Here is a 23,814-nt window from a genome sequence, read left to right as displayed (position 1 = left end):
GGGATTGATCTTATAGATTGGAGGTGTTCGATGAGTATGACCAGACGTGATTTTCTCAAAGTCGCCGGCGCCAGCGTTGCCCTGCTTGGCATCGGTGCCAAGACGGCACCCAGCTTTGTGAGCGCACCACAAAACCACGTTCCAATTTCGCCGCGTGCCAGCAAAGCCACGTTGGTAGACCTGAGTAAATGTGTCGGTTGCAAACAGTGTCAATTGGCATGTCAAAAGAAAAACAATTTGCCCCAAGACACCCGCACGACCATTTTGAGCGCGAGCGCGTTGTCCGTCGTCGAAATGCGGAACGTGCTCGTGAACGAAAAACCCAAGAACCAACCGGTCAAGCGACAATGTATGAGCTGTGTCAATCCGAGTTGCGTTGCCGCGTGCACCGTCGGCGCGTTGCAGAAAACCCCGGAGGGTCCGGTTGTGTACGACGAGAACCGCTGCATCGGTTGCCGATACTGCATGTACGCGTGTCCGTTCGGCGTGCCGACGTTCGAGTGGAGCAAGCAACTCTCGCTCATTCGCAAGTGCAACGGGTGCGCGGATTTGCAAGCCAAGGGGCAAGCGCCGGCATGTGTGCAAGCGTGTCCGGCAAACGCACTTTCGTACGGTGACCGCACGGAGTTATTAACCATCGCAAACGAACGCGTGTACTCTGCCAAGAGCGCGTATGTGAAACACGTTTACGGCGAGCGCGAGATTGGCGGCACAGCCGTGATGTACATCTCGGCGATCCCGTTCGAGCAATTGGGTTTCCCCGTGTTGCCCGAAGAGGCGCCGGCGGAAATCAACGCGACGATCATGCACTCGACGCCGACGGTCGCGGCAGGAATGGCGATGGCATTGAGTGGCGTCTACTGGCTCGTCAAGAAACGCAATGAGATGGAATTAGCGCCCATCGTTGCCAATGACGAGAATGGAGGTCACTAATGGATCTGCAAATTCTGGTTGACGCGCTCATGATGTTCGTGTTCTTTTTCGGGCGTGTCGGCATACCCCTTTTGCTCGTCTTGACCATCGGATACTGGATCGAACGCAAACTGCGCGACGGCAAGCCCGCCGAAGAACCCCGGCGACCGCGACCGGCGTGGTTCAAATTCATCACGCGCGAACTCGACGCGCTGCCCGCGTGGCTGCCCGCCATGGCGATGTTCGCGGTGATTGGCGTCGCCGCCGGAATTTATCGCTTGGTCGTCGGACTCGGCGCATCCACGAACTTGAACCAGGCGTACCCCTGGGGCTTGTGGATCGGTTTCGATCTGTTCATGGTCGCGTTCTCCGGCGGCGCGTTCACGCTCGCGACGTTGGTGTACATTTTCCAGATGCACCACTTTCACGCGGCGATTCGACCAACCGTACTGACCGGTCTGCTGGGTTACATTTCGGTGTTGGTGATTCTATTCATGGACCTGGGTCGCTGGGACCGCTTCTATCACTTTGTCATCTACCCGAACATCAACTCGGCATTGTTCGAAGTCAGTTGGTGCATCCTGCTCTACACGACCGTGCTCGTGTCCGAGTTCAGCCCGGTCATCTTGGAACGCATCGGATCAAAGCGGCGGCTTGCGTTCGTCAAAAGCATTACCATCCCGCTCGTCATCATCGGTTCGACGCTTTCGACGCTCCACCAATCGTCGCTTGGTTCGCTGTTCGTAATCATCAGCGAACGACTCCACCCATTGTGGTATTCGCCGATCATCCCGCTCCAGTTCTACATCTCTTCAATCGCCGCGGGCTTGGCGATGGTCGTCGGCGGCGCGACGGTAAGTTTCTGGGTGTTCAAGCGCAGTCTCAAACAAAAACTCGTCGGCGATCTCGCGTCGTTCCTGCCCTGGGTGCTCGGCGTGTATCTCGTGCTCAAACTGGGCGAGTTGTTGACGATGGGCGAAATCGAAATGCTTTGGACGAGCGGCATCTACAGTGTGATGTACGCGGCAGAGTTGATCATCGGCGTCGCGATCCCAATCGTGTACTTTGCGCTCAAGCGCGTGCAAGCCAGTCGGATGCTCTCGCTCATCGGCGCGGCGTTCGTCCTGTTCGGCATCTTGTTGAATCGCTTCGACGTGGCGTGGTTCGCACTCCGCTCGGTCGAGGGCTATACCTACTGGCCCAGCCCGATTGAACTCGCGATTCAAGTCGGCGTGTTCGCCGGCATCATCACGGTCTACACACTCGTCGGACACTATCTGCCGTTGTTTGAAGGCACACTGAAACGCGAAGAAGAAGAAAAACCCGCGGCGCAAGAAGTACTGCAAACACAACACGCGTAAACGATCCGACCCCCACCCTTGCCCTCCCCCGTTCGCACGCTTCGCGCCGGCGAACAGGGGAGGGTTTTGCATTTCTACCAATGCGTTTGTATAATCGTGGTACGTGCAGGGCAATTTTCTACATTGTCTTGCCAATCAAAATTCCATGACTGAGCTAACCGCGTTTTTTCAAGCGAACATCATCCTAATTTATTTTTTCTACGGGCTAGCGCACTTTTTGACCGGCTTTGCCGTCGCGCTCGAAATGGGTCGGCGGAGCGAACTACCCTTGACGCGCGCCTTGCCCTTCCTCGCGCTGTTCGCGTTGACGCACGCGGTCAACGAGTGGCTCGAAATGCTTTCGAAACTCGCGGCGGCGATTCCGACGTTCGTGCAGGAACCCGGCTGGGCGGAAATCGTCAAATTGAGTCTGGAAGGCATTTCCTTCTTTGCATTATTTCTGTTTGCCGTGCAATTGTTGAGCGCCGTCCTGCCCGAACGCTCGCGCCGGTTTGTCGCGCTGCCGCTCATCTCACTCGGCATCTACGCGGCGGGACTGCAACTGCTTCGCATCATCAACGGTCCCGCGCCGTTCATTACGCGCATGGAACTCGCCGGAGTGTGGACGAGTTACATGCTCGGTTTGCCCGCCACCACCTTTGCCGCGTTGGCGTTGTTGATGGAACGCCGCGCGCTCGTCACACAGCAGATGCCCCAGTTCGGACGCGACCTGGTTGGCGCGGCGCTCGCGCTCGCGTGGTACGGTGTGCTCGATCAAATCATCGTGCCTCCGACCACACTCGTTCCGTCGAACGTGATCAACAAAGAAGTGTTCCTGCACACGGTCGGCGTGCCGGTCGAAGTCTTTCGCATCCTCGCGATTGGCTTGTTCGCGTTCTTTATGATTCGCGTGCTGCGCGTGTTCGAGGTGGAGTACGCGCGGCGCTTGGACGAAGCGAATCGCGCGCGCTTTGACGCGCAAGAAGAAGCCGCGCGCGAATTGATGGTGATGTTCGAAACATGCCGCGTGCTCGGCTCGTCCTTGGACATGGATCGCTTGCTCGACGATTCGCTCGCCAAGATCGTGACGAATCTCCAGCCGCTCATATCGGGCATGGTCTACCTCGTTGATCCACTCCAGAACACGCTCGTCCTGCGCGCGCAACGCACACGCGATCCCAAGTTGACCTTGACCGAGCCGGAACGTCGGTATCTGAGCGATGGCGTGCAACGCGCGTTCGAAACCGGCGAAGTGACGTACAACCCCTTGTCCGATTCGGACATTGCGACGATTGCCGTGCCGCTCATCGCGAAAGAAAAAACGGTCGGCGTGTTGTGTCTCGCGCATCAACGCGCGTTCTCGAATTTTGCGGTGATTCACACGCTCGCGCGTCAAATCGCCATCGCGATCGAGAATTCGCAGTTGTACTTGCAGGTGCAAGAGCGCGATGTGTTGCGCGGTGAATTGCTCGAACGCGCGGTCGCGGCGCAAGAGGAAGAACGCAAACGCATCGCGCGCGAATTGCACGACGAGACCGGGCAGATGCTCACTGCGCTCGCGGTCGGCTTGGGCGCGGTCGAGCAAACCGTCGCGACCGATCCGCCGAAAGCGGAACGCCAGGTCGGCGAACTGAAAAATGTGACGATGCGCGCAATCGAAAACTTGCGCCAGTTCGTTTCCGATTTGCGTCCCTCGCTGCTCGACGATATGGGCTTGGTCTCGGCGGTGCGTTGGTACATGCAACAATTCTCCGAACGCATGAACGTGCCGGCAAACTTTGAAGTGGTTGGCACGAAACGCCGCTTGCCAACCCAGGTCGAGACGGTGTTGTTTCGCATCGCGCAAGAGGCGTTGAACAATGTCGGTCGCCACGCGCGCGCCAAACACGCGAACGTAAAACTCGCTTTCGGCGCGGACAAGGTCACGCTCGTCGTGGACGACGACGGCGTCGGGTTCGAAGTGAATCAGGTGATGGGCAAGTATCCGGTGCGCCGCGCGTGGGGCTTGCTCGGCGTGCAAGAGCGCGTCGAACTCGTCGGCGGCAAATTCACCATCGAGTCCGAGCCAGGATGTGGGACAAAACTGATCGTGGAAATTCCGGTGAAAATGCAAGGATGAAGGATAGGATGAAAAATTCATCCTTCATCCTTTCGGTGTTGAGAGGTATGGCGTGTCAAAAATCAGATTGATGCTCGTGGACGATCACGAAATCGTGCGCGCGGGTCTGCGGATGTTGCTTTCGACCCAGGATGATATTGAGATTATCGCCGAAGTGGACAACGGACGCACCGCGGTCGAACGCGCCAAGGAACTGAAACCCGATATTATTTTGATGGACATTACGTTGCCCGACCTCGACGGCTTTGAGGCGACGCGGCAAATCAAACGCGCGCTGCCAAACACCGCGATTCTCGCGCTGACGATGCACGAGAGCGACGAGTATTTCTTCAAGATGATGCAAGCCGGCGCGTCCGGCTATGTGCCGAAAAAAGCCGCGCCCACCGATCTCATTACCGCGATTCGCACCGTGCGCGAAGGCAACGTGTTTCTGTACCCGTCGCTCGCCAAGGCGCTCGTGCGCGATTACATGGGACGCGCGGCGCAAGGCGAAGACCGCGCGTCGCTCGACGGCTTGACGGACCGCGAGCAAGAAGTATTGCGCCACATCGCGGACGGACTGACGAATCAGGAAATCGCGGACCGGTTGACGATCAGCGTGAAAACGGTCGAGCGGCATCGCGCGAACATCATGGCGAAACTCAACCTGCACAGCCGCACCGAGTTGGTCAAGTACGCGATTCGCAAGGGGTTGATCGAAGTCGAGGGATAGTTGGGTGGTTGGGTGGTTGGATCGTTGGATTGTTGTAGCGAACGCTCGCCGGAGCGTTCGGTGACAGAAAGTACGTGACGAAAGCGAGACCTGTCAGGTTTTTCGAAACCTGACAGGTCTTGGATACAACGCATACCGTAAATCGAATCGGAATTCGCTCTAGAGAGAGTGATAGCGCAATGGCGCGTTAGCGCGAAGCCAACGCGATGTTGAAACGCTGATCTTTTATCGGTTCTACGCTGAGATTCTTGGTGGAAAAAATTTGGCGGTCGTTGTGAGAACGAATGGTCGGTCTTTTGTTTTATCCGCGTATCTCACACGGACGCGAGTAAATGGAGAAGTAGTATGGGCGAGCGATTGAGTTTTTACTATGATCGTGAGGCGGATATTCTGTACTTTTCGCAAGGGCAACCCTATCCCGAACAAGAATCGCAAGAAATGGGCGATGACATGGTCGTGCGACTCAATCCCAAAACTCGGAATGTTGAAGGGATCACCATCCTGAATTTCTCGCGACGGTTTACCGGCACAGACATTCTATCTATTCCGATCACCGCACAAATGCAATTAGCCAGAACGTAAAAAAACGACCCGTCAGGTTTTCGCGCTAGCGACCTGACGGGTCTTGTTGTTTTGATCAATAAACCTGATCGTGCGTACCAATATCAATCAACAAGATTTCTTCTTCGCCGATTTGTAGATGCTTGACAAACTCGAACACAATACGGCAATCGTACTCAACGGTACAAGCCCACAAGCCAGCCAGTTCACCTTTCAGTTTGTGCGTTTCGAGTTGTGGGGTGAACGCGTCAGCCGCGAGGTCATCCAGCACATCCGCAATCCGCTCGCGCCACTTGGGATGGCGGCGCAAAGTTCGCTTGAGCGCGCGTTTGAATGACGAACCCCAGACCAGGTTTCTCATTCGACTTCGGCAAGTAACTCTTTAGCAGTTCCACGCCGCACCTTGCCCGCGCGATACTCGGCGCGTGTAGTGATGGCATTTGCGGCAATTGCCGCGCGGCGACGTGCAATACGCGGGTCGCTTGCCCACTCGGACATTTTGCGATCAACCACGCGCTCGATCAATGTCTGCAATTCATCCACCGTCATATCCGCAACGCCGCGCCGCCGTTTGCGGCTGATTGTGCTAGCCATAGTTTTTCCTCCCGCAAGGATTATATCACAATCACGCGCAAATACTGAAACCAATTTTCTTGATGGGTCTTTTGTCCGTTCAATCCGCCCTTGTCCGTTGTCATCTTTCCCCGCGCGACCAGAGGGGGGCAAACTACGCCCCCCTCTGGACTCCCCCCAAGAAAAACAGCAGAACAGAAAACACGCGAAGCGGTCAGAAATCAGGAGACAGAACCAACCCCAGGGAAAGACTCGGCAACGCGAAACCCGATAACGTAGCTACGGTTATGAGGATTGACGTGGTCGCGGATCGCACAACGCGCGAAATCTCGACTGAGGTTCCATGACCCGCCACGAAGGACACGTTGCGATCTAGAATCCGGTCCTTGCGGATTTTGTGCCGGAGAATTCTTGTAATAGTTTCCATCGTACCAATCCGCGCACCATTCCCAAACATTCCCTGCCATATCGCCCACACCGTACTCGCTGTCACCCTGAGGTGAGTACTTGCCAACTGGAGTTGTGTCGCCAATTTTCGATTCGGATGTGTTGCACTTATCCGCGTCAAACTCATCACCCCAAGGATAAACTCGTTTCAATTTTTTCGCGTCATCCCAGCTCGCGGCTTTTTCCCATTCCGCTTCGGTTGGCAAGCGCACGCCAGCCCATTTGCAATATCCCACCGCGTCTTCCCAACTCACATAGACAACCGGATCATTTTCGTTGCCCGTTGGAATCTCTTCGTTCTGCCAATGACGTGGGATTCTGTGTTTCGTGGCGTCCACAAATTTTTTGTATTCAGCGTTTGTCACTGGGTAGCGTGAAATATAGAACGCGTTCAGGAAAACCTTGTGTGACGGCTTTTCGTCTTTGCCTCCTTTATCGTCGCCCATCACAAATTCACCGGCGGGAACCAGGATCATTTCTTTCTTGGCCTTTGGGTGGATGATGGAATGCGCTGGGCTCATAATTCTCCGAAGTAGTGATACAACTTTCGGAGAGGGTAGCGCCAAGACTTCCGGCGGCTGTGATTTGGGCGTAGGTGTTTGAAGTGCAACGCCAAATCCTTTGATCAGCAATTCGCGGAACGCGTCATCGTAACATCCGTCAAACATGATGTAGAGCCGCGTCCGCAATAAAATTGGCATCGCCTCCTGGCAATCTTCAACCAAAATCGGAATAATGCGCGGGCGTCCACTGCGTCCGGGAAATTTTCCCAGTGTAAGTGCGGCGTGAATCTCTTCATCGCACCACGGCGATTTCAGCGCGGCGTGCGAAAGAATCGGTACGTAAACGTCGCACTTTTCCAAGCCATCGCTAATTTCTTTTGAAATCAAATCGCCCGGCTTGATCGAGTACGCGTCGAAAAATCCGTCCAGCCCATTTGCGCGCAAATCGTCGCACAACTTGCGCGCAAAATCAATGTCTTTCCACGAGTGCGTGATGAAGAATTTGGGAGGCATTGTGATTCGTCTACATTCTACCAAACTCTTGCCAAAAACTCAAAAACCCCCCACCCTGACCCTCCCCCGCTTCGCAGGGGAGGGAACATGCGCCACCCTCACCCCAACCCTCTCCCTGCAAGGAAGAGGGAGCAAAATCCCTCGCCCCTTTGGGGAGAGGGCAAGGGTGAGGAGAAGGAACTCGCTCACCCAATCCCAGCCCCAACTATCCAACCACCTAACCACCCGGCTACCCGACTCACGTATTGCGAAAATTTCGTTTTGTTGTATACTTGCCTTAAGAATGCCAAACACCTTGACCGCGCATTAACTTGGGGAGGACTCGATGAAGCGAACGACGTTACACATCGTTTTGATCGTCCTGGCATTGCTCGTTGCCGGAATCGTGAGTACGACATCCGTTGCCGCGTCGCCCAACGCGCAGACCGCGACGGCGTGGACCGGTTTCTATTATTCGAATCGCAATCTGCAAGGCAATCCCGTCTTTACGCGTGATGACCCGAACATCAATTTCGTGTGGGGCAGCGGCGGACCGGGCGGCGGCATTCCTGGACAAAACTTTTCCGTTCGTTGGATTCGCTGGGTCTATTTCGACCGCGCCGGGAATTGGACGTTGACGACGATCACCGACGACGGTGTGCGCCTGTTCGTGGACGATACGCTCGTGATTGACCAGTGGCGCGACCAAACGACCGCCGCGCACAACGCGACCGTCAATCTCGCGATGGGCTTTCATCTCGTCAAGATGGAGTACTATCAAGCCGACGGTACCGCCGAAGCGCGTTTGCAAATCGCGTCCGCGAGTTATCCCGATTGGCGCGGCGAGTACTATAACAATCCCGATCTCGCCGGGTCGCCGGTCTTCATCCGCAACGATTCCGCGATCAATTTCAACTTTGGCACCGCGGGTCCGGGCGGCGGCATTCCCGGCGTCAACTTTTCGGTGCGGTGGACGCGCACGCAGTACTTTGCCACCGGCAACTATCGTTTCACGACGACGACCGACGACGGCGCGCGTTTGTGGGTAGACAATCAACTCATCATTGATCGCTGGATTGATCAAGGTCCTACCGCTTGGTCGGGCGACATCGCGCTGACCGAAGGCAATCACGCGGTCAAGATGGAGTATTATCAACGCGGCGGCGCGGCGCTCGCCGTGCTCACCTGGACGACGATTGCCGACATCGAAACCTGGCACGGCGAGTATTTCAACAATCCGAATCTCTCCGGCGCGCCGACCTTGTTCCGCGATGATACGAACCTCAACTTTAATTGGAACGGACAATCGCCCGGCTTGGGCATCCCAGGCACCAATTGGTCTGCGCGATTTACATCGCGCCGTAACACGCACGCCAATGGATACTACACTGTCGCTGCGACGTCGGACGATGGGGTGCGCGTGTGGGTGGACAATAACATCCTGATTGACCAGTGGCGCGATCAAGCGCCGACGACGTACGCGGTCACCGTGTACCTCAACGCGGGCGCGCACGATTGGCGCGTCGAGTACTATCAACGCGATGGCGGCTCGATGCTGCGCGTGACGATTGCCTCCGGCGTCAATCCTCCGCCGCCCCCGCCACCCGGCGGTGAAGTGATCGTGGATGTACGCAATCCTGGGTTTAGCAAGGGCGGCTCCGCCAGCGGATGGCATCAAGCGCCGAACAGTTATGGCAGTTTCGCGTACTGGACCGAGAACAATACGTACGCCGCGCCGTACTACAACTGGGCGCGCTGGTATCCGACGCTGCCCGCCGCGGGCTATTACGAAACGTTCGTTTACATTCCCGCCGGCATTGCCAGCACGCGCAACGCGCGCTACTGGGTGCAGCACGGCGGCGCGTACCAAATGCGCCGCGTTGCTCAGGCGCTCTACCCGAACCAGTGGGTCTCGCTCGGCACCTACTATTTCCACGCGCGCGGCGGCGAGTACGTCTCGCTCTCCGATGTGACGTACGAACCGTTCCTTTCAACGAGCATCGTCTTCGACGCGGTCAAGTTCGTCGCGCGATAAAAACTAATTTCACCACGGAGCACACAGAGGACACGGAGAAAAATGAAAAATCTCTGTGCCCTCTGTGAACTCCGTGGTAAACGAATTCTCCCATGCAACCCACCACACCCTCTCTCGCGATTATCGGCGGCACCGGCAAGGAAGGCAACGCGCTTGCGACGCGTTTTGCGCGCGCCGGCGTGCGCGTCCTCATCGGCTCGCGCGACGCGCTGAAAGCGCAGAATGCGGCGACCGAACTCAACCAACGCATCAATCAAACGAACGTCGAAGGATATTCGAATCGCGATGCGGCAGCGCGCGCGGATGTCGTACTGCTTTCGATTCCGTACAGCGGCATGAATCCGATTCTACAAGATTTACGCGACGCGGCGCAGAACAAGATCGTCATCAACATCGCGTCGTCGCTCGACCCCGAACGCAAGAGCCGCGCGAAATTGCCGCCCGCCGGTTCGGTCACTGCCGAGGTGCAACAATTCTTTGGCAACGCGACCAGGGTCGTGTGTGCGTTCCAAAATGTTTCGCCGGAAAAACTCGAATCAATCGCCGAAAAAATTGACACCGACGTGCTCGTCTGCGGTAACGACAAGGACGCGCGCGCGACCGTGATTGACCTGGTTCGCCGCATCGGCATTGACGCGTTCGACGGCGGCATGCTCGCGAACGCGTCCGCGGTCGAAGCATTCACCGCGATCCTGATCGCGGTCAACATCAAATACAAAATCAAAGGCGCGGGCATTCGTCTCGTCGGCGTGCCGCGCGGCTGATTGATTAGCCGCACGCTGCGCGCCGCGCAGAAAGGCACAGAACTTTGTATATACCCCGCTCACTGTCATTTCGACCGAAGGGAGAAATCATTTCCCCCCGCGGAATGAGATTTCTCGTCGCAAACGGCGCTCCTCGAAATGACATCTGAGTTGTTAGAGATTTTTTCTGTGTGATTCTGTGCGATTCTGCGTGACGCCAAGCGTGCGGCAAATTCACAATGACTCAACTGACACTCACGGCTCTCCCGAACATTCCGCTGATTCAGCGCGGCGATGACCTCGCCGCGATTATTTTGCGCGGGCTGGACGACGCGCACCTCGCGCTCGCCGACGGCGATGTGCTCGTGCTCGCGCAAAAAATCGTCAGCAAATCGGAAGGGCGCATGGTGCGTTTGCGCGATGTGACACCTTCGCCGCGCGCGCTCGAACTCGCGCAACAGACCGGCAAGGACGCGCGCTTTTGCGAGGTCGTATTGTGGGACACGCGCGAAATCGTGCGCGTGCGGCACGAACTCATCATCGTCGAAACACACCAGGGCTGGGTCTGCGCGAACGCGGGAATTGATCGTTCGAATGTCGCGCCGCGCGATGACGATGAGTGGGTTTTGCGTTTGCCCGAAGACGCGGATCGCTCCGCCGGAAAATTGCGCGCGCGATTGCAGGCGCTCACCGGGCACGCGCTCGGCATCGTCATCAACGATACGCACGGACGCGCGTGGCGCAACGGCGCGGTCGGCATCGCGATTGGCGTCGCCGGTCTGCCCGCGCTCGAAGATATGCGCGGGCAATCTGATTTGTTCGGGTATCAACTTCACTCAACCATCGTTGGCTTGGCGGACCAAATCGCGTCCGCGGCATCGCTCGTGCAAGGTCAAGCCGACGAAGGTCGTCCGATCGTTCACGCGCGCGGCATCCCGCGCTCGGAACACGTCAGCCCCGCGCGTACGATAGTGCGCGCCAAGGAACACGATTTGTTTCGTTGAACGACCGCCAAAAATACGCGGTCTGCCGTCGGCGGTCAGCCGTCAATTCCACAGGGAAAAAGAAATGCTTCATTGGTACGCCATCCACACCAAACCACACAAAGAACGCCAAGTCGAGGGATATTTTATCGAGCGCGGGTATGACGTGTTCTTTCCGACCACGCCCGCCCCGCGCCGGCGCGGACGCGGCGACACGCGCGCGTTTTTTCCGTGCTATCTTTTCATCAAGACCGATATTAAACAAGTCGGGTTGTGGACGTTGCACTATGCGCCCGGCGTCAATCGCGTCGTGATGATCGGCGACGAGCCAGTGCCGGTGGACGAGCGCGTGATCAACGCGATTCGCGGGCGGCTCGCGGAATCCGACGTCGTAGATACGCGCGGCGAAATCCTCAAACCCGGCGACCACGTCGTCATCACTTCTGGACCTCTCGCGGACTTGGATGCGGTCTTTGACCGGCGCTTATCGCCCCAGGGACGCGTGCGCGTGCTCGTCGAATTGCTCCAACGCCTGGCAGTCGTCGAGTTGGATTCGGACGCGCTCCGCAAAACGAATCCGCCGATGCTTCCGCAACGACCAAACAAAAACGTGCGACGAACCTAATCGTCGCACGTTTTCTATGATGGACGTTATTGGGACGCGGAGAAAAAACAATCCGCGTTTATCCGCGTTTATCCGCGTCCCAATAATATTGATCGCGGCAACGCGGCATTATGAGTACGTCAACAACACTTGCAACGCGCGCTCCGGTTCCTGGTCGAGTAGCGCGTACGCGCGCGCGGCATCGCGCACTGGGAAATGATGCGTGACGAGTTGCGCCAACGGCAATTGCGCGAGCATCGTCCACGCGACCTGGAGTCGCCGCACCTTGTCCCAGCGCGCGGAAAATTCCGGCGCAAGCGTACTCACCTGGCTACTAAGAATGCGAATCCGACTGCGATGAAAACGTCCGCCGAGATCAATCGCCGCGCGTTTGTGCCCGTACCACGAACCGATGACGATGCGTCCGGCAAACCCGGTCACCGTGAGCGCGAGATCGAGCGCCGCCGGATTTCCGGACAACTCGTACGTCAAATCCATATCCTGGGCGCGCGGCGCGGGTTCGAACGATTCGTACGCGCCCATCGCGCGCGAACGTTCGCGCCGCAACGCGAATTGATCGAACGTCACGAGTCGCGCCAGCGGCAAACGCGCGAGGAGCGCCGTCGTCAGCAAACCGACGATGCCTTGCCCCACGACTGCAACGCGCTCGCCGATGATCGGCGCGCCATCCATCACGAGATTCACCGCCGTCTCGACATTCGGCAAAAACGCCGCGTGCTCCGGCACGATGCCATCCGGCACGCGCATCACTTGATCGAGCCGCGCGACAAAATGACTGGCGTGCGGTTGAAACGCAATGACGACGCGACCCAGCCACTCGCGCGGCACCTCCGCGCCGACTTCGCTCACCCGACCGACACACGCGTAGCCGTACTGCAACGGATAATGCACCTCGCCCGCCAGCACCGCAATCGCCGTGTCCATCTGCAAATCCTCCGGCACGAGTCCGCGATAAAACAACAACTCGGTGCCCGCGCTGATTGCCGAGACGATGGTCTCAACCAACACCTGGTCGGGCGCGAGAGCCGGCATCGGCTCGTCGCGCACCGCGATGTGAAACGGTGATTCAAACCACACAGCTTGACGTTGCATTTATTTGTACTCACTTGTGTCATTGCGAACCGCAAAGCGGCGAAGCAATCTCCCCCCCCCCCACCCTCCCCCGCTTTCGCAGGGGAGGGTGGGGGTGGGGGTTTGCTCTGTTCCTCGCAACAATCCTAAATCAATTCCATTCGACAGTTCCTGACACGATCCAATCCGTACCCACTTGTTGCATCTCGGCATCGCGCAGACGCGGAAATAATTCGCCGTGCGCGATCAATTCCGGCACGGCGCGCACTCCGCCGACCAACACCGGCGCAATCGTGATGACGACGCGATCCACCAAACGCGCGCGCAGAAAACTCGCGATCACGCGCGCGCCACCCTCGACCATCAACGACGCGATGCCTTCGTCGTTTAGACGCGCGAGCAACGCGTCCAAGTTTACGCGCGCGCCGGAAAATCGCCACACGACCGCGCCGGCTGCAACGAGTGCGTGTTCGCGTTCGCGCGACGCGGCATCCGTCGTCGCGATGATCGTGCGGCGCGTCGCGTCCACACAGCGCGCGCGCGTTGGGCAACGGAGCGTCGAATCGAGGATGATCGGTCGCGGAGATTTACCGGGCGCGAGTCGCACGGTGAGTTGTGGATCGTCGGCGAGTACCGTGCCAATGCCGACCAGAATCGCGTCGTGCGATGCGCGCAATTCGTGCGTCCGGGTCATCGCTTCGGGACAACTCAAACGGAGCGGCTTGCCCGGCTCGGCGGCGATGCTTCCATCGAGACTTTGCGCGAACGACAATGTGACAAACGGTCGCGTAGGGGCGTTCAATAAAACGCCCCTACGCGTGATTGCCGTTTGGCTTGTCGCCATTGTTGCCGTTAGGTTTCAGCGCGAGATCGAGGAGATGATTCATTCGCCGCGCCTTGGTATCGAGGTAACCGCGATTCTGCGAATGTACCGTCGGTTGAATCGGCACACGCGCGGTAATTTGCACACCCAGCCGGTCGAGCGCGTCGAGTTTCCGGGGATTGTTCGTGATAAGTCGTACCGACCGCACACCCAGATCGCGCAGAATCAAACTGGCGGGCGTGTAATCGCGTTCGTCCACATCGTGACCCAGTTTGAGATTCGCGTCCACGGTGTCGTACCCTGCATCCTGCAAGTTGTACGCGCGCAGTTTGCTCAACAACCCAATGCCGCGTCCTTCTTGCCGCAGATACACGACGACGCCCGTCCCTTGCGCCGCGATCAATTGCATCGCGCGCGCAAGTTGCTCGCCGCAATCGCACCGCAACGAACCCAGCACGTCGCCGGTGAAACATTCGGAGTGAATGCGCGCGAGCACATTATCTTGATCGCGCACGTTGCCCATGACCAGCGCAAGATGCTCTTTGCGATCTTGATTGTTTTCGTACAGGCATAAACGAAATTCGCCGAACTCGGTGGGAATGCGCGCGCACTCCATCATCTTGATTTGATAGTCAGCCATAGATCAACAATGGGCGCGTTATTCCTGACGCGCCTCGAGCACGAGCAAGATGATCAACAGGACTTCAATCGCTTTATCGAGAAAACCAATTTCGTTGCGCGCCCCGATTGCCGCCCAGCCCAGAATCGTGATCGCCGCGAACACGACGAGCGCAATCCGCACTAGCGAACGACGCTTGGCGATGAACTCGATGGGCACGTTCAGATACAGCGCGGCAATCAAACCCACATAGCCCGCCGCGTTCAGTAGAAACATCACGCCGCCCATGATGCCCATAGTGACTTGCGCGATGCCCAGCCACAAGTGGATGAGCGCCGTCGCCAACGTCAACAGCACGATGATAATTTGCAGTGCGCCGAAACGCGTTGTCGTCATGTTCAAACCTCCTCGTCAACCGCGAGCCATTTAGATTACGCAACCAGTCATCAATCAGATGTGCGCCGCGCGCGTTCGATCATCGGTTCGACCGCGTGGATGATCGCGCGCGTGATCGCGGCGGCGTCGCCGCGCGTCGCCAATTCGCGCGCGGGCAACGGCGCGCCGAACTCGATACGCGCGACCATCGTGCGCCGCAAGTAACCAACCGCGTGCAACGCGGCTTGAATCGTCGCGGCAACGCGCGCGCGATCTTTTTGCGCGCGGCGCACGCGCGTCAGTGGATTAGTCAACGCGCCGTAATGAATCACGCCGCTAATCACCGTCGGCACGACGACGGCGTTCGGCGCGGCGCGCACGAACAGCCCCAGACTGTCCGACCACCGCGCGAGCGATTCGCGTGCGCCGGGCATCACAGCAGGGTCGGGTTCGATCTCACCCGCCGGGCAGATGAACACCGCGTCGCCGTTTTGCAACGCGCGCGTCACCTGGCGCGCCACCATCATGCGTTTGGTCGGATCATCGTGCACGAAAATCAAATGCGCCGCGATGTTCGGCAGCGCGCGCAAAAAGGGACGATCATTCGAGACAAGTCGCACGTCCGCGCGGCGCGTGCTCGTGAAAAACGCGAGCGTGTCCACCATCCCCGGGTGATTCGACGCGAACAACACACCGCCGGTCGTCGGAATGTTTTCCGCGCCGACAACCTCCAGCCGCCGAATGTACTGCTCCAGCAATTCGCGTCCGGCGACCTGAACGCCCGCCGCGCCGACGCGCTCATCGAGCCGCACAACCTGGCGCGCGAGCATTTGCGCGGGTCCCCACATGACGCGCTCGATGACGCGACGTCCATGCGCGAGTTTGCCCAGCCCAAAATTATCGAGCATGTCGTCGAGATTGATACGGGTCAGCGCGTCAATTTGGTTTTGGATTGGCAATGCGAGTGTTTGCGTCGCCATAGTTGGTTGGGCGCATTATACCTACTTGCGCGTCGTTTTTCAATCGCCCCGGCAATTTTCGCGTGGTTGGGTCGCGCGGTAAGGGCGAGTCACTTGCCGAATCGTGTTGCTTTGAGTGGACACCTTCGGCAAATGCCTCGCCCTTACTTTTGTGGTATGATGGCACGCATGGATTCGTCATCCTCGAATTCGCGCGCGCAACGGTCGCCGCTCGCGTTCATCTTTGTCACGGTTTTCGTGGATCTGCTCGGCTATGGAATAATGATTCCGCTATTGCCGTACTTTGTACAGGAGCAACACGCGGGCGCGTTCTTTGCCGGTGCTCTTGGCTCAGTGTACGCGTTGATGCAACTCGTCAGCGGACCAATTCTCGGCGAGTTGTCCGACCGGCACGGACGCCGACCGGTTTTGCTCGTCTGTTTGCTTGGCACCGCGACGGCGTTCCTGTTGCTCGGCTTGGCGAATTCGCTCGCGCTCATTTTTCTCGCGGTCGCGCTCGACGGCATCACCGGCGGGAATCTCACGACCGCGTACGCGTACATCGCCGACATCACCACGCCGGAAAATCGCGCGCGCGGGATGGGCTTGGTCGGCGCGGCGTTTGGCTTGGGGTTGATGCTCGGTCCCGCGCTCGGAGGATTGTTGAGCGCGTTCGGATTGAGCGTGCCCGCGTTCGTCGCGTGCGCGATTGCGCTGGCGAATGTGATCTTTGGCTGGCGCGTTCTCCCGGAATCATTGCTACCGGAAAAACGCAAAACCACGTCCGAACACCGCGCACTAAACTGGGTCGCGCAACTGCGCGGCGTCATCGCACTACCAACGCTCCGCGCGTTGTTGCTCGCGATGTTTTTGCTCAACCTCGCGTTCGCCGGACTGCAAACAAATTTTCCCTTGTTCAGTCAAGCCCGCTTTGGCTGGGACAGCACGCGCAACGGATTTTTCTTTGCGTTCGTCGGCGTCTGCGCGGTGCTGATTCAGGGAGTCTTGTTCGGCAAGATTCAACCGGTCTTTGGGGAAAAGCGACGCGTCATCGGAGGGCTGGGTTTGATGATGGCAAGTCTTGCCGCGATTGCGGTCGCGCCGCAAGACTGGATGGTGTATCCGATCGTTGCGCTCGGCGCGTTGGGGAGCGGCACGAGCATTCCATCGCTGACGAGTCTCGTGTCGCAACGGGTTGACGCCCGCGAGCAAGGTCGCCTGATGGGTGGCACGCAAGCGATCCTCAGTCTCGCGATGATCGTCGGTCCAACCATCGCCGGCGCGTCGTTCGATGCGATCGCGATCACCGCGCCGTACTGGCTCGGCAGTGTGTTCGCCGCGTCCGCACTCGTCATTGCGTCGCGCGCGCTAAAAACGTAGGGAACGCTCGCCGGAGCGTTCCCTACATCGTTTGCATCAATCGTTCGATCTCGCGCGCGAGCGGACGCGCGACATTCGGAATCGCTTCGAGTCCTCTCAGACCCAGGGTCCGATACACCAAACCCACGTCTTGTTCCAAATCCTCGATTGCCCACGCGGCTTTACGATACGCCCACACGCGTTGCGTCGGCGTGTCTTCCAACTCCATCGCGTAAATCTGATTTGCCAACACCTCGACGATGCGTTTGTTGCGCGCGCGTTTCTCGCCCGCGATAATCGGGCGCGGCATTCGGTCGCCGATGCCGACGCGTTCGCACGCCGCGCGCACGCGCCGCAACACCTCGCGCGAGGACCAACCGCTCGGAGCGTAACTGCCGACCGGATAGAGCCGTTCGTACAGTCCGACGAGATGCGGAAATTGCGCGCGCAGTTTGCCGAAGAAAAATTCGCGCTGTTGGTCCGCCAGCGTCAAGCCGCCCGCCAACACAAACTTGCCGCCGTGCTCCGCCGTCCACCGCGCGACATTCTGAATGTTCGCGTCGTCGTCGCACACACCGGGCAGAATCGGCATCATGCACGCGCCGGTCGTGATGCCCGCGCGCGCGAGCTGTTCCATCGCGGCAAATCGTTTCTCCGCGACCGGCGCGAGTCGTTCGAGTTGGCGCGCGATCGCGTGATGCGGCGAGTCGGGCGTCGCGATGACGCTGAACGCGACGGTCGCGCGTGTGCGCGCGTTGATCGTTTGCAACACATCGAGGTCGCGCAGGACGAGCGGGGAACGGGAGAGGACGAAAACGGGAAAGCCAAGCTCGGCGCAGACCTGGAGCATTTGTCGCGAGAGCGTAAACTTTTTCTCAGCCGGTTGATAATCGCCGGTGAAAACGGCGTCCACCGGCGCGCGGCTCAACGCGCGGCGCAACAGCGCGGGCGCATTCTCTTTCACCTTGATGACGAACGCAAAATCATCCACGTTTTCGTACGGATAAAATTTGCGCTCGCGGCAGTAACAAAATTCGCAGCCGTGCTGACAACCCAGGTACGGATACGCGCTATATCGCGTCCAAAACCAGTGGTCGGCGCGCTTGCCCTTGTTCAGAATCGTCCTGGGTTGGTACGGCACGAACTCAGTGCGCCGGCTCATTTGAGGTACCGCGCGGTTTCGATAACCTGGGTCAACACGTTCGCCATCGGTTGCGGCGCGAGTCCCGCGACGACGAGACACACAACGAGCAACGCGACGACCAGCGCGGACAAGTACGGGACGACCTTGACTTCGTCCGTCTGCTCTGGCGCGGGCGCGTTGAGAATTCCCCACACCACGCGCACCGTCGCCAAAAAGACCGCCGCGTTCGCGATTGCCAGCAAGGCGACGAGTTCGACATTCGTCGCGGCAAATTCGCGATAGATGACCCAGCGCGCCGCAAATCCCGGCGTGGGCGGAACACCTGCCAGCGTCATCCCACCAAGTAAAATCGCGAGCGCGCCGACGGATTGCCAGCGCCGCTCGGGATGATGACGCACAAAGCTAAAACCCCCGGCGACGAGCGCGACACCCAGCGCGCGATCGAACAACGCTGCCAACGCGCCCATCGTCGCGAGCGGTGTATTCAATCCCAGTCCGATCAAGGCATGACCAAGCGACACGAGCGCGAGGTACGCGATCAAGCGACCATCGCGCTGTTCGGTGATCGCGAGTAACGCGCCGACCGGCACGGTCAGCGCGCCGCCGAAAAGCAGAACCGTGAACAAGGGTGATTTATCGGTTAGCCAAAACAAGTTGTTCATGCGCTGGAACAACAACCATACGCCGACCGGTTGCGCGACGCCGGCTAGGAACGCGACGCCGAGCGCGGGGATTTCATCGGCGAGCGGACCCAGCCACACGTGAAACGGCGCGACCGCGAGCAAGATACCCAGTCCCAGCGCGAGCAGAATTACGGTCGTGCGAATCAGTTCGAGATTTTCCGGCGTGAGCGGATACAAATCCATGAGCCGGCTCGCGAGCAAGAGACTTGACACGGCGATGACCGTGACAAGAATGAACTGCGCCGCGCCGCCCACGTTTCCTTCGCGACGCGGTTGCGCGAGCAACATCAACACGATCAAACCCAACGCCCAGAAAAAGATCGCGAGCGGAAAGCTGTCAATCGCAATCGCGACGATGAGCGGCGCGAGACTCCAAAATAAAAACGCACCTTGCGAGTTGACGAGAATCTGGGAGAAGGAAGTGCTGGGCGCATCGAAATTGAGCGGACCAAAAAACGCCAGCGCGGCGGCAATCGCGACGGCTGGAATCAGAAACACGCGCGACGAGGCGTCGAGCGCGAGCGCGCGTCCGAAAAAACTAAACGGCGCGTCGGAGGCGGTCGCGATGATCGCGCCGAGCGTGAGCGCGGCGAGCAACGTTGCGATGAACACGAGGCGGGGCCAGCGGCGCAAAAAACGAATCGCCACTCCGGCGATGATGCACGCGATAACGAGAAGGAGTACGCTCACGGCGCTTCTCCGCGACGATGGCGTTCCAAACCTTCGTCGAGCGAAATTTTCGCAAGGTGTGCGACGACGACCGCGAGCAACAGGTCGGCAATGTTCAGCAATCCGTACAGCATCAAACTCGATTCGGTCGCGGTCTCCAGAATACAAAAGCCACTGTTGAACAACAGAATGCCGACGCCGAGCCGCAACACATTGCGCGAGAGAATCGCGACAAGGATACCGGTCGCGATGAGGAACAAGCCGCTGAACAAGACGCGCGGCGCGAGATTCAAAAACGTCATCGAGGAGGCGATGCCGAAAATACTCGCGGCGACGAGCGCGAGCGCGAACAGGCGAAACGAAAATCCGATGATGAACATGTTGGCGTGGTACGCGCGGGTTTGGCGCGCGGTCAAGTACAACACCAACACGGCGAGCGCGCCGGAAATCGCGCGGAGGATCGCGGTTTCAAACGGAAGGAGCGCGTCGAGCACAACGGTGGCGAGGAGGTACTGCGCGGTCAGCGCAAAGAGGGCAACCCGCCAATCGGCAATCAGAACGATGATGGACGCCCCGGCGACCAAGCCGACGAGCACCGCCGCCTGGGCAACCAGTTCGAGGTCAGCGAACGGAGGCACGTTACTTGCCGCTTGCGAGAAAGTATTTGATCCAGTATCCGAAATCGGCGACCGAATAACTGCCGCGCACGCGGATGCGGCGCAATTCAAAAAGTTGATCCGTGGATTGGCGCGTGCCTTGAATTTCGGTCAGTCCGGCGAGGTATCCGGCGGAGCGCAACACATCCAGCGTCGTCGCCGTGTATTTGCCGGCGGGATAACAGAACGTTTTCACCGGCGTGCCGATGCGCGTTTCGATGGCGGCTTTGGATTCGGCGATTTCCTTCACCTGAAGCGCGCGTGGCAAGCGACTCAGATCCTGATGATCTAAAGTATGCGATGCGATTTCCATTCCCGCGATTGCCATGTCTTCCAACTGATTCCAGTTGACATAGCCAGGTCTTTTGCCTTCGACGAAATCGGTGATCACACTAATCGTGCCGACGAATTTGTACTTTTTCAGAATCGGGAATGCGAATTCGTAATTATCAAGATAACCGTCGTCGAATGTCAGCAAGATGGGCTTGGGCGGCAAAGGCGCGCCGTAAAGCAAATGGTCGGTCAAAGCGGAGACGGTAACCGGCGTGTACCCTTCAATCGCAAGATATTCCATCTGCGCGTCAAAATTCGCGGGGGTTACGGAGAGATCGAGCCGGTACTTGTCCGCGTCCGGCGGTGGAACACTGACATAGTGGTACATCAAAATCGGCACGCGCGCAGCGCGCAGACCAGGATCGCGCGTCGGCGGCACTGGCGTGCGCGTACGGGTGGGTGTAGATGTGGGCGTATCAGTTGGCGTGGGCGTGCTGGTCGGTGTGTTGGTCGGCGTCGGCGTCAATGTTGCAGTTGGCGTATTCGTCGCCGTTGGCGTGGCAGACGGAAGAACCAGCCCAGCCATATGCACCACTACAGGCGATTGTGAGGCGGGTCCCATCGCGTATCCAACGAGCGCCAACATCACCGCGATGGGAGTTGCCGATAGGAATCGTCTGAACTTCATTGCGAGTACGAGTATATCACAAGACGCCAGAAACGCAAACCACAGACCTTTGGTGGGTGCAGTTCAGTTTGGGGGCGAGTTCTGCATATCACGCTCGAACCGTCCAAAGCATAGCAGGGTAAACGAGGTTTATGTCAGCTGCGTGACGGTCGAATTCCAAGCTCACCCCGAAGTTGAACCACACTCCCGTTGGTGATTATCCATAAATTCAAAATGTCATTGATGAGGCGGTTTGTGCCGACGAAGCGATCCCCAAGTTGCTTGGGGATCGCTTCGCTTCGCTCGCAATGGTACTAGCCCCTCGCCGCTTTCAGTTTCGCATCAATCTCGCCGACCATCTGTTGATGCTTGATCCACCATTCCTGGCTCAGTTGCGCGTCGAGTTCTTCGACGGTCTTGCCCTGTTGCTCGACCCAGGTATAGTATTTGAGATTGTGCCACTGGCGACGCGTGTCCGTCGTGCCTTCGCGAATCCAATCCGTTCTTTGATCGCGGAAGATATGGGCGCGTGCGGTCGCTTCGGCTTCGTCCATCTTACCGAACATCTGCGTCATTTCGCCCATCACCGAATGATAGCGATCAATCGCATCCGTGCAGATCGTGACGACGGTGTCGTCCTTGCCCATCCCGTAGAATTTCGCGGTCTTGATCGCGCCGAGCACGTTGCACACGCCGCTGATGCCGAAGATCGTCGCCATCTTTTCGACGGACTCGCGCGGCACGCCGAAGCGTTTGACGAGCGTATTCCAGCCGGCTTCTTCGGTAAGCAGTTGCAAACCCTTTTTACATTCAATGTCGTCGAGGCACATAATCGCGTCTTGATTCATAACGTTATGAATCCAAGTCACATGCTTATCGCCAATGCCCTGAATGTCGTGCGAGCCATAGCCATTGTTGAACAGCGTGGGGCATTGAATCGGTTCGAGTCCGACGATCTTGTGATCGTGCCACACTTGCTTCAAACGATCACCGGCGGCAATCGTACCCGCGCTTCCCATCGCCGAGCAGTACGCGGAAATTTTGCCGGTGCCGATGCCTTGCGCTTTCAACACCTCCGCGAGTTCGACAATCGTGTTGCCGGTGACGTGATAGTGGAAACGATAGTTGCCCATCACCTCGAATTGATTGAGGATGCGGACCTGGGCGTTCTGGCTGAGGCGATGCGTCTCGTCGTAAATTTCCTTGACGTTCGATTCCGAGCCGACCGTCTTGATGATTTTCGCGCCGTACGATTCGATGCGCTGGAAACGTTCCTGGCTCATCCCCGCCGGCAAAACGACGATGCTGTCAAAGCCCATGCGACAACCGACGTACGCGCCACCGATGCCGTAGTTGCCGGTCGAGGGCCACACGAGCGTGTGCGTGCTGGGGTCCACTTCGCCGAACGATTGCTTTTCGATCAGCACCGAGTACGCCGCGCCGACCTTGTGCGAGCCACTCGGAAAATCCTTGCCGTAGAGGACGACGATGTTCGCGTCCACGCCGGTCAACTCCTTCGGCATGACGTGATAGTAGATGTTGTTGTTACCATCGCGCCAGGTGATGTTGAACAAGTTGATCGGGTCGAGCGGGTCTTGCGTCTTCGCTTCAATCGCGCGCTTGCGAATTTCCGGCGCGATTTTGTTGGGGTGAAGCATTTCTTCGAACGTAGGTCCGAGAATTAGTTTGGACATGTGTTACTCCTTGTGTTGTGTATCTCAGACCTGTCAGGTCTTGAAGACCTGACAGGTCTCGATTATCAGTCGCCATCGTTACCAATCAACTCGACAATGGCTTGAGTATCGAGCGGAAGATCATGTATCATTTTGAAATTGTCGCCGCCACCGAACCATTCCAACACAACATCGCGATTGAGGCGCGTCGGCTTGGCAGAACGGAAAGTCTGATACGACGAGTACGGATATTCGCGAAAGTCGTCAATAAAACCGTGCTTTTGTGGATTCACGTGAATGTAGTGAACCAGGTTGGCAAAGTATTCGTGATTGGTCACACGAATTCTGCCGAATGGTCGCTGAAAAAGATTGCCGGTTCGTCCGCACGCTATGTTGATGGATTTGGTGTAACTATTGAACAGATTGGAAAACTGTTGCGATGGATTCAAGACCTTTGATAGACCTGTCAGGTCTTTAGAGACCTGACAGGTCTCGCGTTCGCGAATCCTCACCAATAAATGGAAATGGTTTCGCAGCAGGCAATAGGCAAATGTTTCTGCCACCGGCTCGATGTACTTGGCATACAGCGTTAAAAAGTAGGGATAGTTGCGTTGCTCGCGAAAAATATTTTCGCCCGCGTTCCCGCGATTGTAAATGTGATAATAACCGCCGTGAACGAGTGGAATTTCTTTTTCCAACGTCACCTCCGCTTGGCAGACCTGACAGGTCTTTCATCCGCGTCGCTCTCCCCAGACCTGTCAGGTCTTGAAGACCTGACAGGTCTCATTCATTTACCAC

At 57.9% G+C, this 23,814-nt stretch carries 24 protein-coding genes; 10 read left to right on the top strand and 14 right to left on the bottom strand.

The features are described 5' to 3' along the window. Positions 1–30: 30 nt before the first annotated feature. The 5 genes from HY868_16350 to HY868_16330 all read left to right on the top strand — a co-directional run bounded on the left by HY868_16350 (position 31) and on the right by HY868_16330 (position 5,665). Positions 31–933 (top strand): 4Fe-4S dicluster domain-containing protein, encoded by a 903-nt coding sequence (locus HY868_16350; protein ID MBI5303708.1) that lies wholly within the window; start codon positions 31–33, stop codon positions 931–933. Next, positions 933–2,273, top strand: coding sequence for a polysulfide reductase NrfD (nrfD, locus tag HY868_16345; protein MBI5303707.1), 1,341 nt, complete (start codon positions 933–935; stop codon positions 2,271–2,273). Before HY868_16350 ends, nrfD begins: the two co-directional genes overlap by 1 nt. Before the next feature lie 145 nt (positions 2,274–2,418). Next, positions 2,419–4,371: a GAF domain-containing sensor histidine kinase gene (locus tag HY868_16340; GenBank protein ID MBI5303706.1), complete on the top strand. Its 1,953-nt coding sequence runs from the start codon at positions 2,419–2,421 to the stop codon at positions 4,369–4,371. Between the two features lie 70 nt (positions 4,372–4,441). Then, positions 4,442–5,083, top strand: coding sequence for a response regulator transcription factor (locus HY868_16335; protein ID MBI5303705.1), 642 nt, complete (start codon positions 4,442–4,444; stop codon positions 5,081–5,083). Between the two features lie 345 nt (positions 5,084–5,428). Next, positions 5,429–5,665, top strand: a complete 237-nt coding sequence (locus HY868_16330; GenBank protein ID MBI5303704.1) for a DUF2283 domain-containing protein — start codon at positions 5,429–5,431, stop codon at positions 5,663–5,665. 55 nt (positions 5,666–5,720) lie between these two features. On the opposite strand, the gene HY868_16325 is transcribed toward HY868_16330, so the two are convergent. The 3 genes from HY868_16325 to HY868_16315 form a co-directional block, all read right to left on the bottom strand. After that, positions 5,721–6,005, bottom strand: a complete 285-nt coding sequence (locus tag HY868_16325) for a type II toxin-antitoxin system mRNA interferase toxin, RelE/StbE family (protein MBI5303703.1) — start codon at positions 6,003–6,005, stop codon at positions 5,721–5,723. Continuing rightward, entirely contained in the window at positions 6,002–6,238 is a 237-nt protein-coding gene (locus HY868_16320; protein ID MBI5303702.1) for a hypothetical protein, read from the bottom strand. The genes HY868_16325 and HY868_16320 overlap by 4 nt, the downstream gene beginning before the upstream one ends. A 200-nt stretch (positions 6,239–6,438) precedes the next feature. Then, a complete protein-coding gene (locus HY868_16315; GenBank protein MBI5303701.1) occupies positions 6,439–7,680 on the bottom strand; it encodes an SUMF1/EgtB/PvdO family nonheme iron enzyme in 1,242 nt (413 codons plus the stop codon). A gap of 325 nt (positions 7,681–8,005) precedes the next feature. Here HY868_16315 and HY868_16310 point away from each other — a divergent pair, with 325 nt between their 5' ends. The 4 genes from HY868_16310 to HY868_16295 all read left to right on the top strand — a co-directional run bounded on the left by HY868_16310 (position 8,006) and on the right by HY868_16295 (position 12,045). Continuing rightward, positions 8,006–9,694 (top strand): hypothetical protein, encoded by a 1,689-nt coding sequence (locus tag HY868_16310; GenBank protein MBI5303700.1) that lies wholly within the window; start codon positions 8,006–8,008, stop codon positions 9,692–9,694. Between the two features lie 92 nt (positions 9,695–9,786). Then, a complete protein-coding gene (gene npdG, locus HY868_16305; protein MBI5303699.1) occupies positions 9,787–10,458 on the top strand; it encodes an NADPH-dependent F420 reductase in 672 nt (223 codons plus the stop codon). A gap of 218 nt (positions 10,459–10,676) precedes the next feature. Further along, on the top strand, positions 10,677–11,441 hold the full coding sequence (cofE, locus tag HY868_16300; protein MBI5303698.1) for a coenzyme F420-0:L-glutamate ligase: 765 nt from the start codon (positions 10,677–10,679) through the stop codon (positions 11,439–11,441). A gap of 64 nt (positions 11,442–11,505) precedes the next feature. Further along, entirely contained in the window at positions 11,506–12,045 is a 540-nt protein-coding gene (locus tag HY868_16295) for a hypothetical protein (GenBank protein MBI5303697.1), read from the top strand. A 108-nt stretch (positions 12,046–12,153) separates the two neighbouring features. On the opposite strand, the gene HY868_16290 is transcribed toward HY868_16295, so the two are convergent. The 5 genes from HY868_16290 to HY868_16270 form a co-directional block, all read right to left on the bottom strand. Beyond that, a complete protein-coding gene (locus HY868_16290; GenBank protein MBI5303696.1) occupies positions 12,154–13,137 on the bottom strand; it encodes a zinc-binding alcohol dehydrogenase in 984 nt (327 codons plus the stop codon). A 130-nt stretch (positions 13,138–13,267) separates the two neighbouring features. Beyond that, positions 13,268–13,918: a dihydrofolate reductase family protein gene (locus HY868_16285; protein MBI5303695.1), complete on the bottom strand. Its 651-nt coding sequence runs from the start codon at positions 13,916–13,918 to the stop codon at positions 13,268–13,270. A 10-nt stretch (positions 13,919–13,928) separates the two neighbouring features. Further along, entirely contained in the window at positions 13,929–14,579 is a 651-nt protein-coding gene (gene ribA, locus HY868_16280) for a GTP cyclohydrolase II (GenBank protein ID MBI5303694.1), read from the bottom strand. An 18-nt stretch (positions 14,580–14,597) separates the two neighbouring features. Then, positions 14,598–14,954 (bottom strand): hypothetical protein, encoded by a 357-nt coding sequence (locus tag HY868_16275; GenBank protein ID MBI5303693.1) that lies wholly within the window; start codon positions 14,952–14,954, stop codon positions 14,598–14,600. Between the two features lie 50 nt (positions 14,955–15,004). Then, positions 15,005–15,913 (bottom strand): 1-acyl-sn-glycerol-3-phosphate acyltransferase, encoded by a 909-nt coding sequence (locus tag HY868_16270; GenBank protein ID MBI5303692.1) that lies wholly within the window; start codon positions 15,911–15,913, stop codon positions 15,005–15,007. A 168-nt stretch (positions 15,914–16,081) separates the two neighbouring features. Between HY868_16270 and HY868_16265 the strand changes: the two genes are divergently transcribed. Next, entirely contained in the window at positions 16,082–17,272 is a 1,191-nt protein-coding gene (locus HY868_16265) for an MFS transporter (GenBank protein ID MBI5303691.1), read from the top strand. A gap of 22 nt (positions 17,273–17,294) precedes the next feature. Here HY868_16265 and HY868_16260 read toward each other — a convergent pair whose 3' ends face one another. From HY868_16260 to HY868_16235, 6 genes are all read right to left on the bottom strand, one after another. Next, positions 17,295–18,413, bottom strand: a complete 1,119-nt coding sequence (locus tag HY868_16260; protein ID MBI5303690.1) for a hypothetical protein — start codon at positions 18,411–18,413, stop codon at positions 17,295–17,297. Beyond that, positions 18,410–19,768, bottom strand: coding sequence for a hypothetical protein (locus HY868_16255; GenBank protein ID MBI5303689.1), 1,359 nt, complete (start codon positions 19,766–19,768; stop codon positions 18,410–18,412). The genes HY868_16260 and HY868_16255 overlap by 4 nt, the downstream gene beginning before the upstream one ends. Beyond that, positions 19,765–20,385 carry a hypothetical protein gene (locus tag HY868_16250; protein MBI5303688.1) on the bottom strand — a complete coding sequence of 207 codons (621 nt, stop codon included), beginning with the start codon at positions 20,383–20,385 and terminating at the stop codon, positions 19,765–19,767. The genes HY868_16255 and HY868_16250 overlap by 4 nt, the downstream gene beginning before the upstream one ends. A 1-nt stretch (position 20,386) precedes the next feature. Then, the gene (locus HY868_16245; protein MBI5303687.1) at positions 20,387–21,364 is read right to left on the bottom strand and encodes a polysaccharide deacetylase family protein; all 978 of its coding nucleotides are present in this window, start codon (positions 21,362–21,364) and stop codon (positions 20,387–20,389) included. A gap of 293 nt (positions 21,365–21,657) precedes the next feature. Continuing rightward, on the bottom strand, positions 21,658–23,037 hold the full coding sequence (locus HY868_16240) for a pyridoxal-phosphate dependent enzyme (protein MBI5303686.1): 1,380 nt from the start codon (positions 23,035–23,037) through the stop codon (positions 21,658–21,660). Positions 23,038–23,102: 65 nt separating this feature from the next. Then, positions 23,103–23,702 (bottom strand): hypothetical protein, encoded by a 600-nt coding sequence (locus HY868_16235; GenBank protein MBI5303685.1) that lies wholly within the window; start codon positions 23,700–23,702, stop codon positions 23,103–23,105. Positions 23,703–23,814 lie beyond the last annotated feature (112 nt).

Source organism: Chloroflexota bacterium, from assembly GCA_016219275.1.
GTDB lineage: Bacteria > Chloroflexota > Anaerolineae > UBA4142 > UBA4142 > JACRBM01.
Note: the sequence above shows the minus strand (reverse complement) of the source record. Positions and strands in the feature narration are given on the sequence as shown.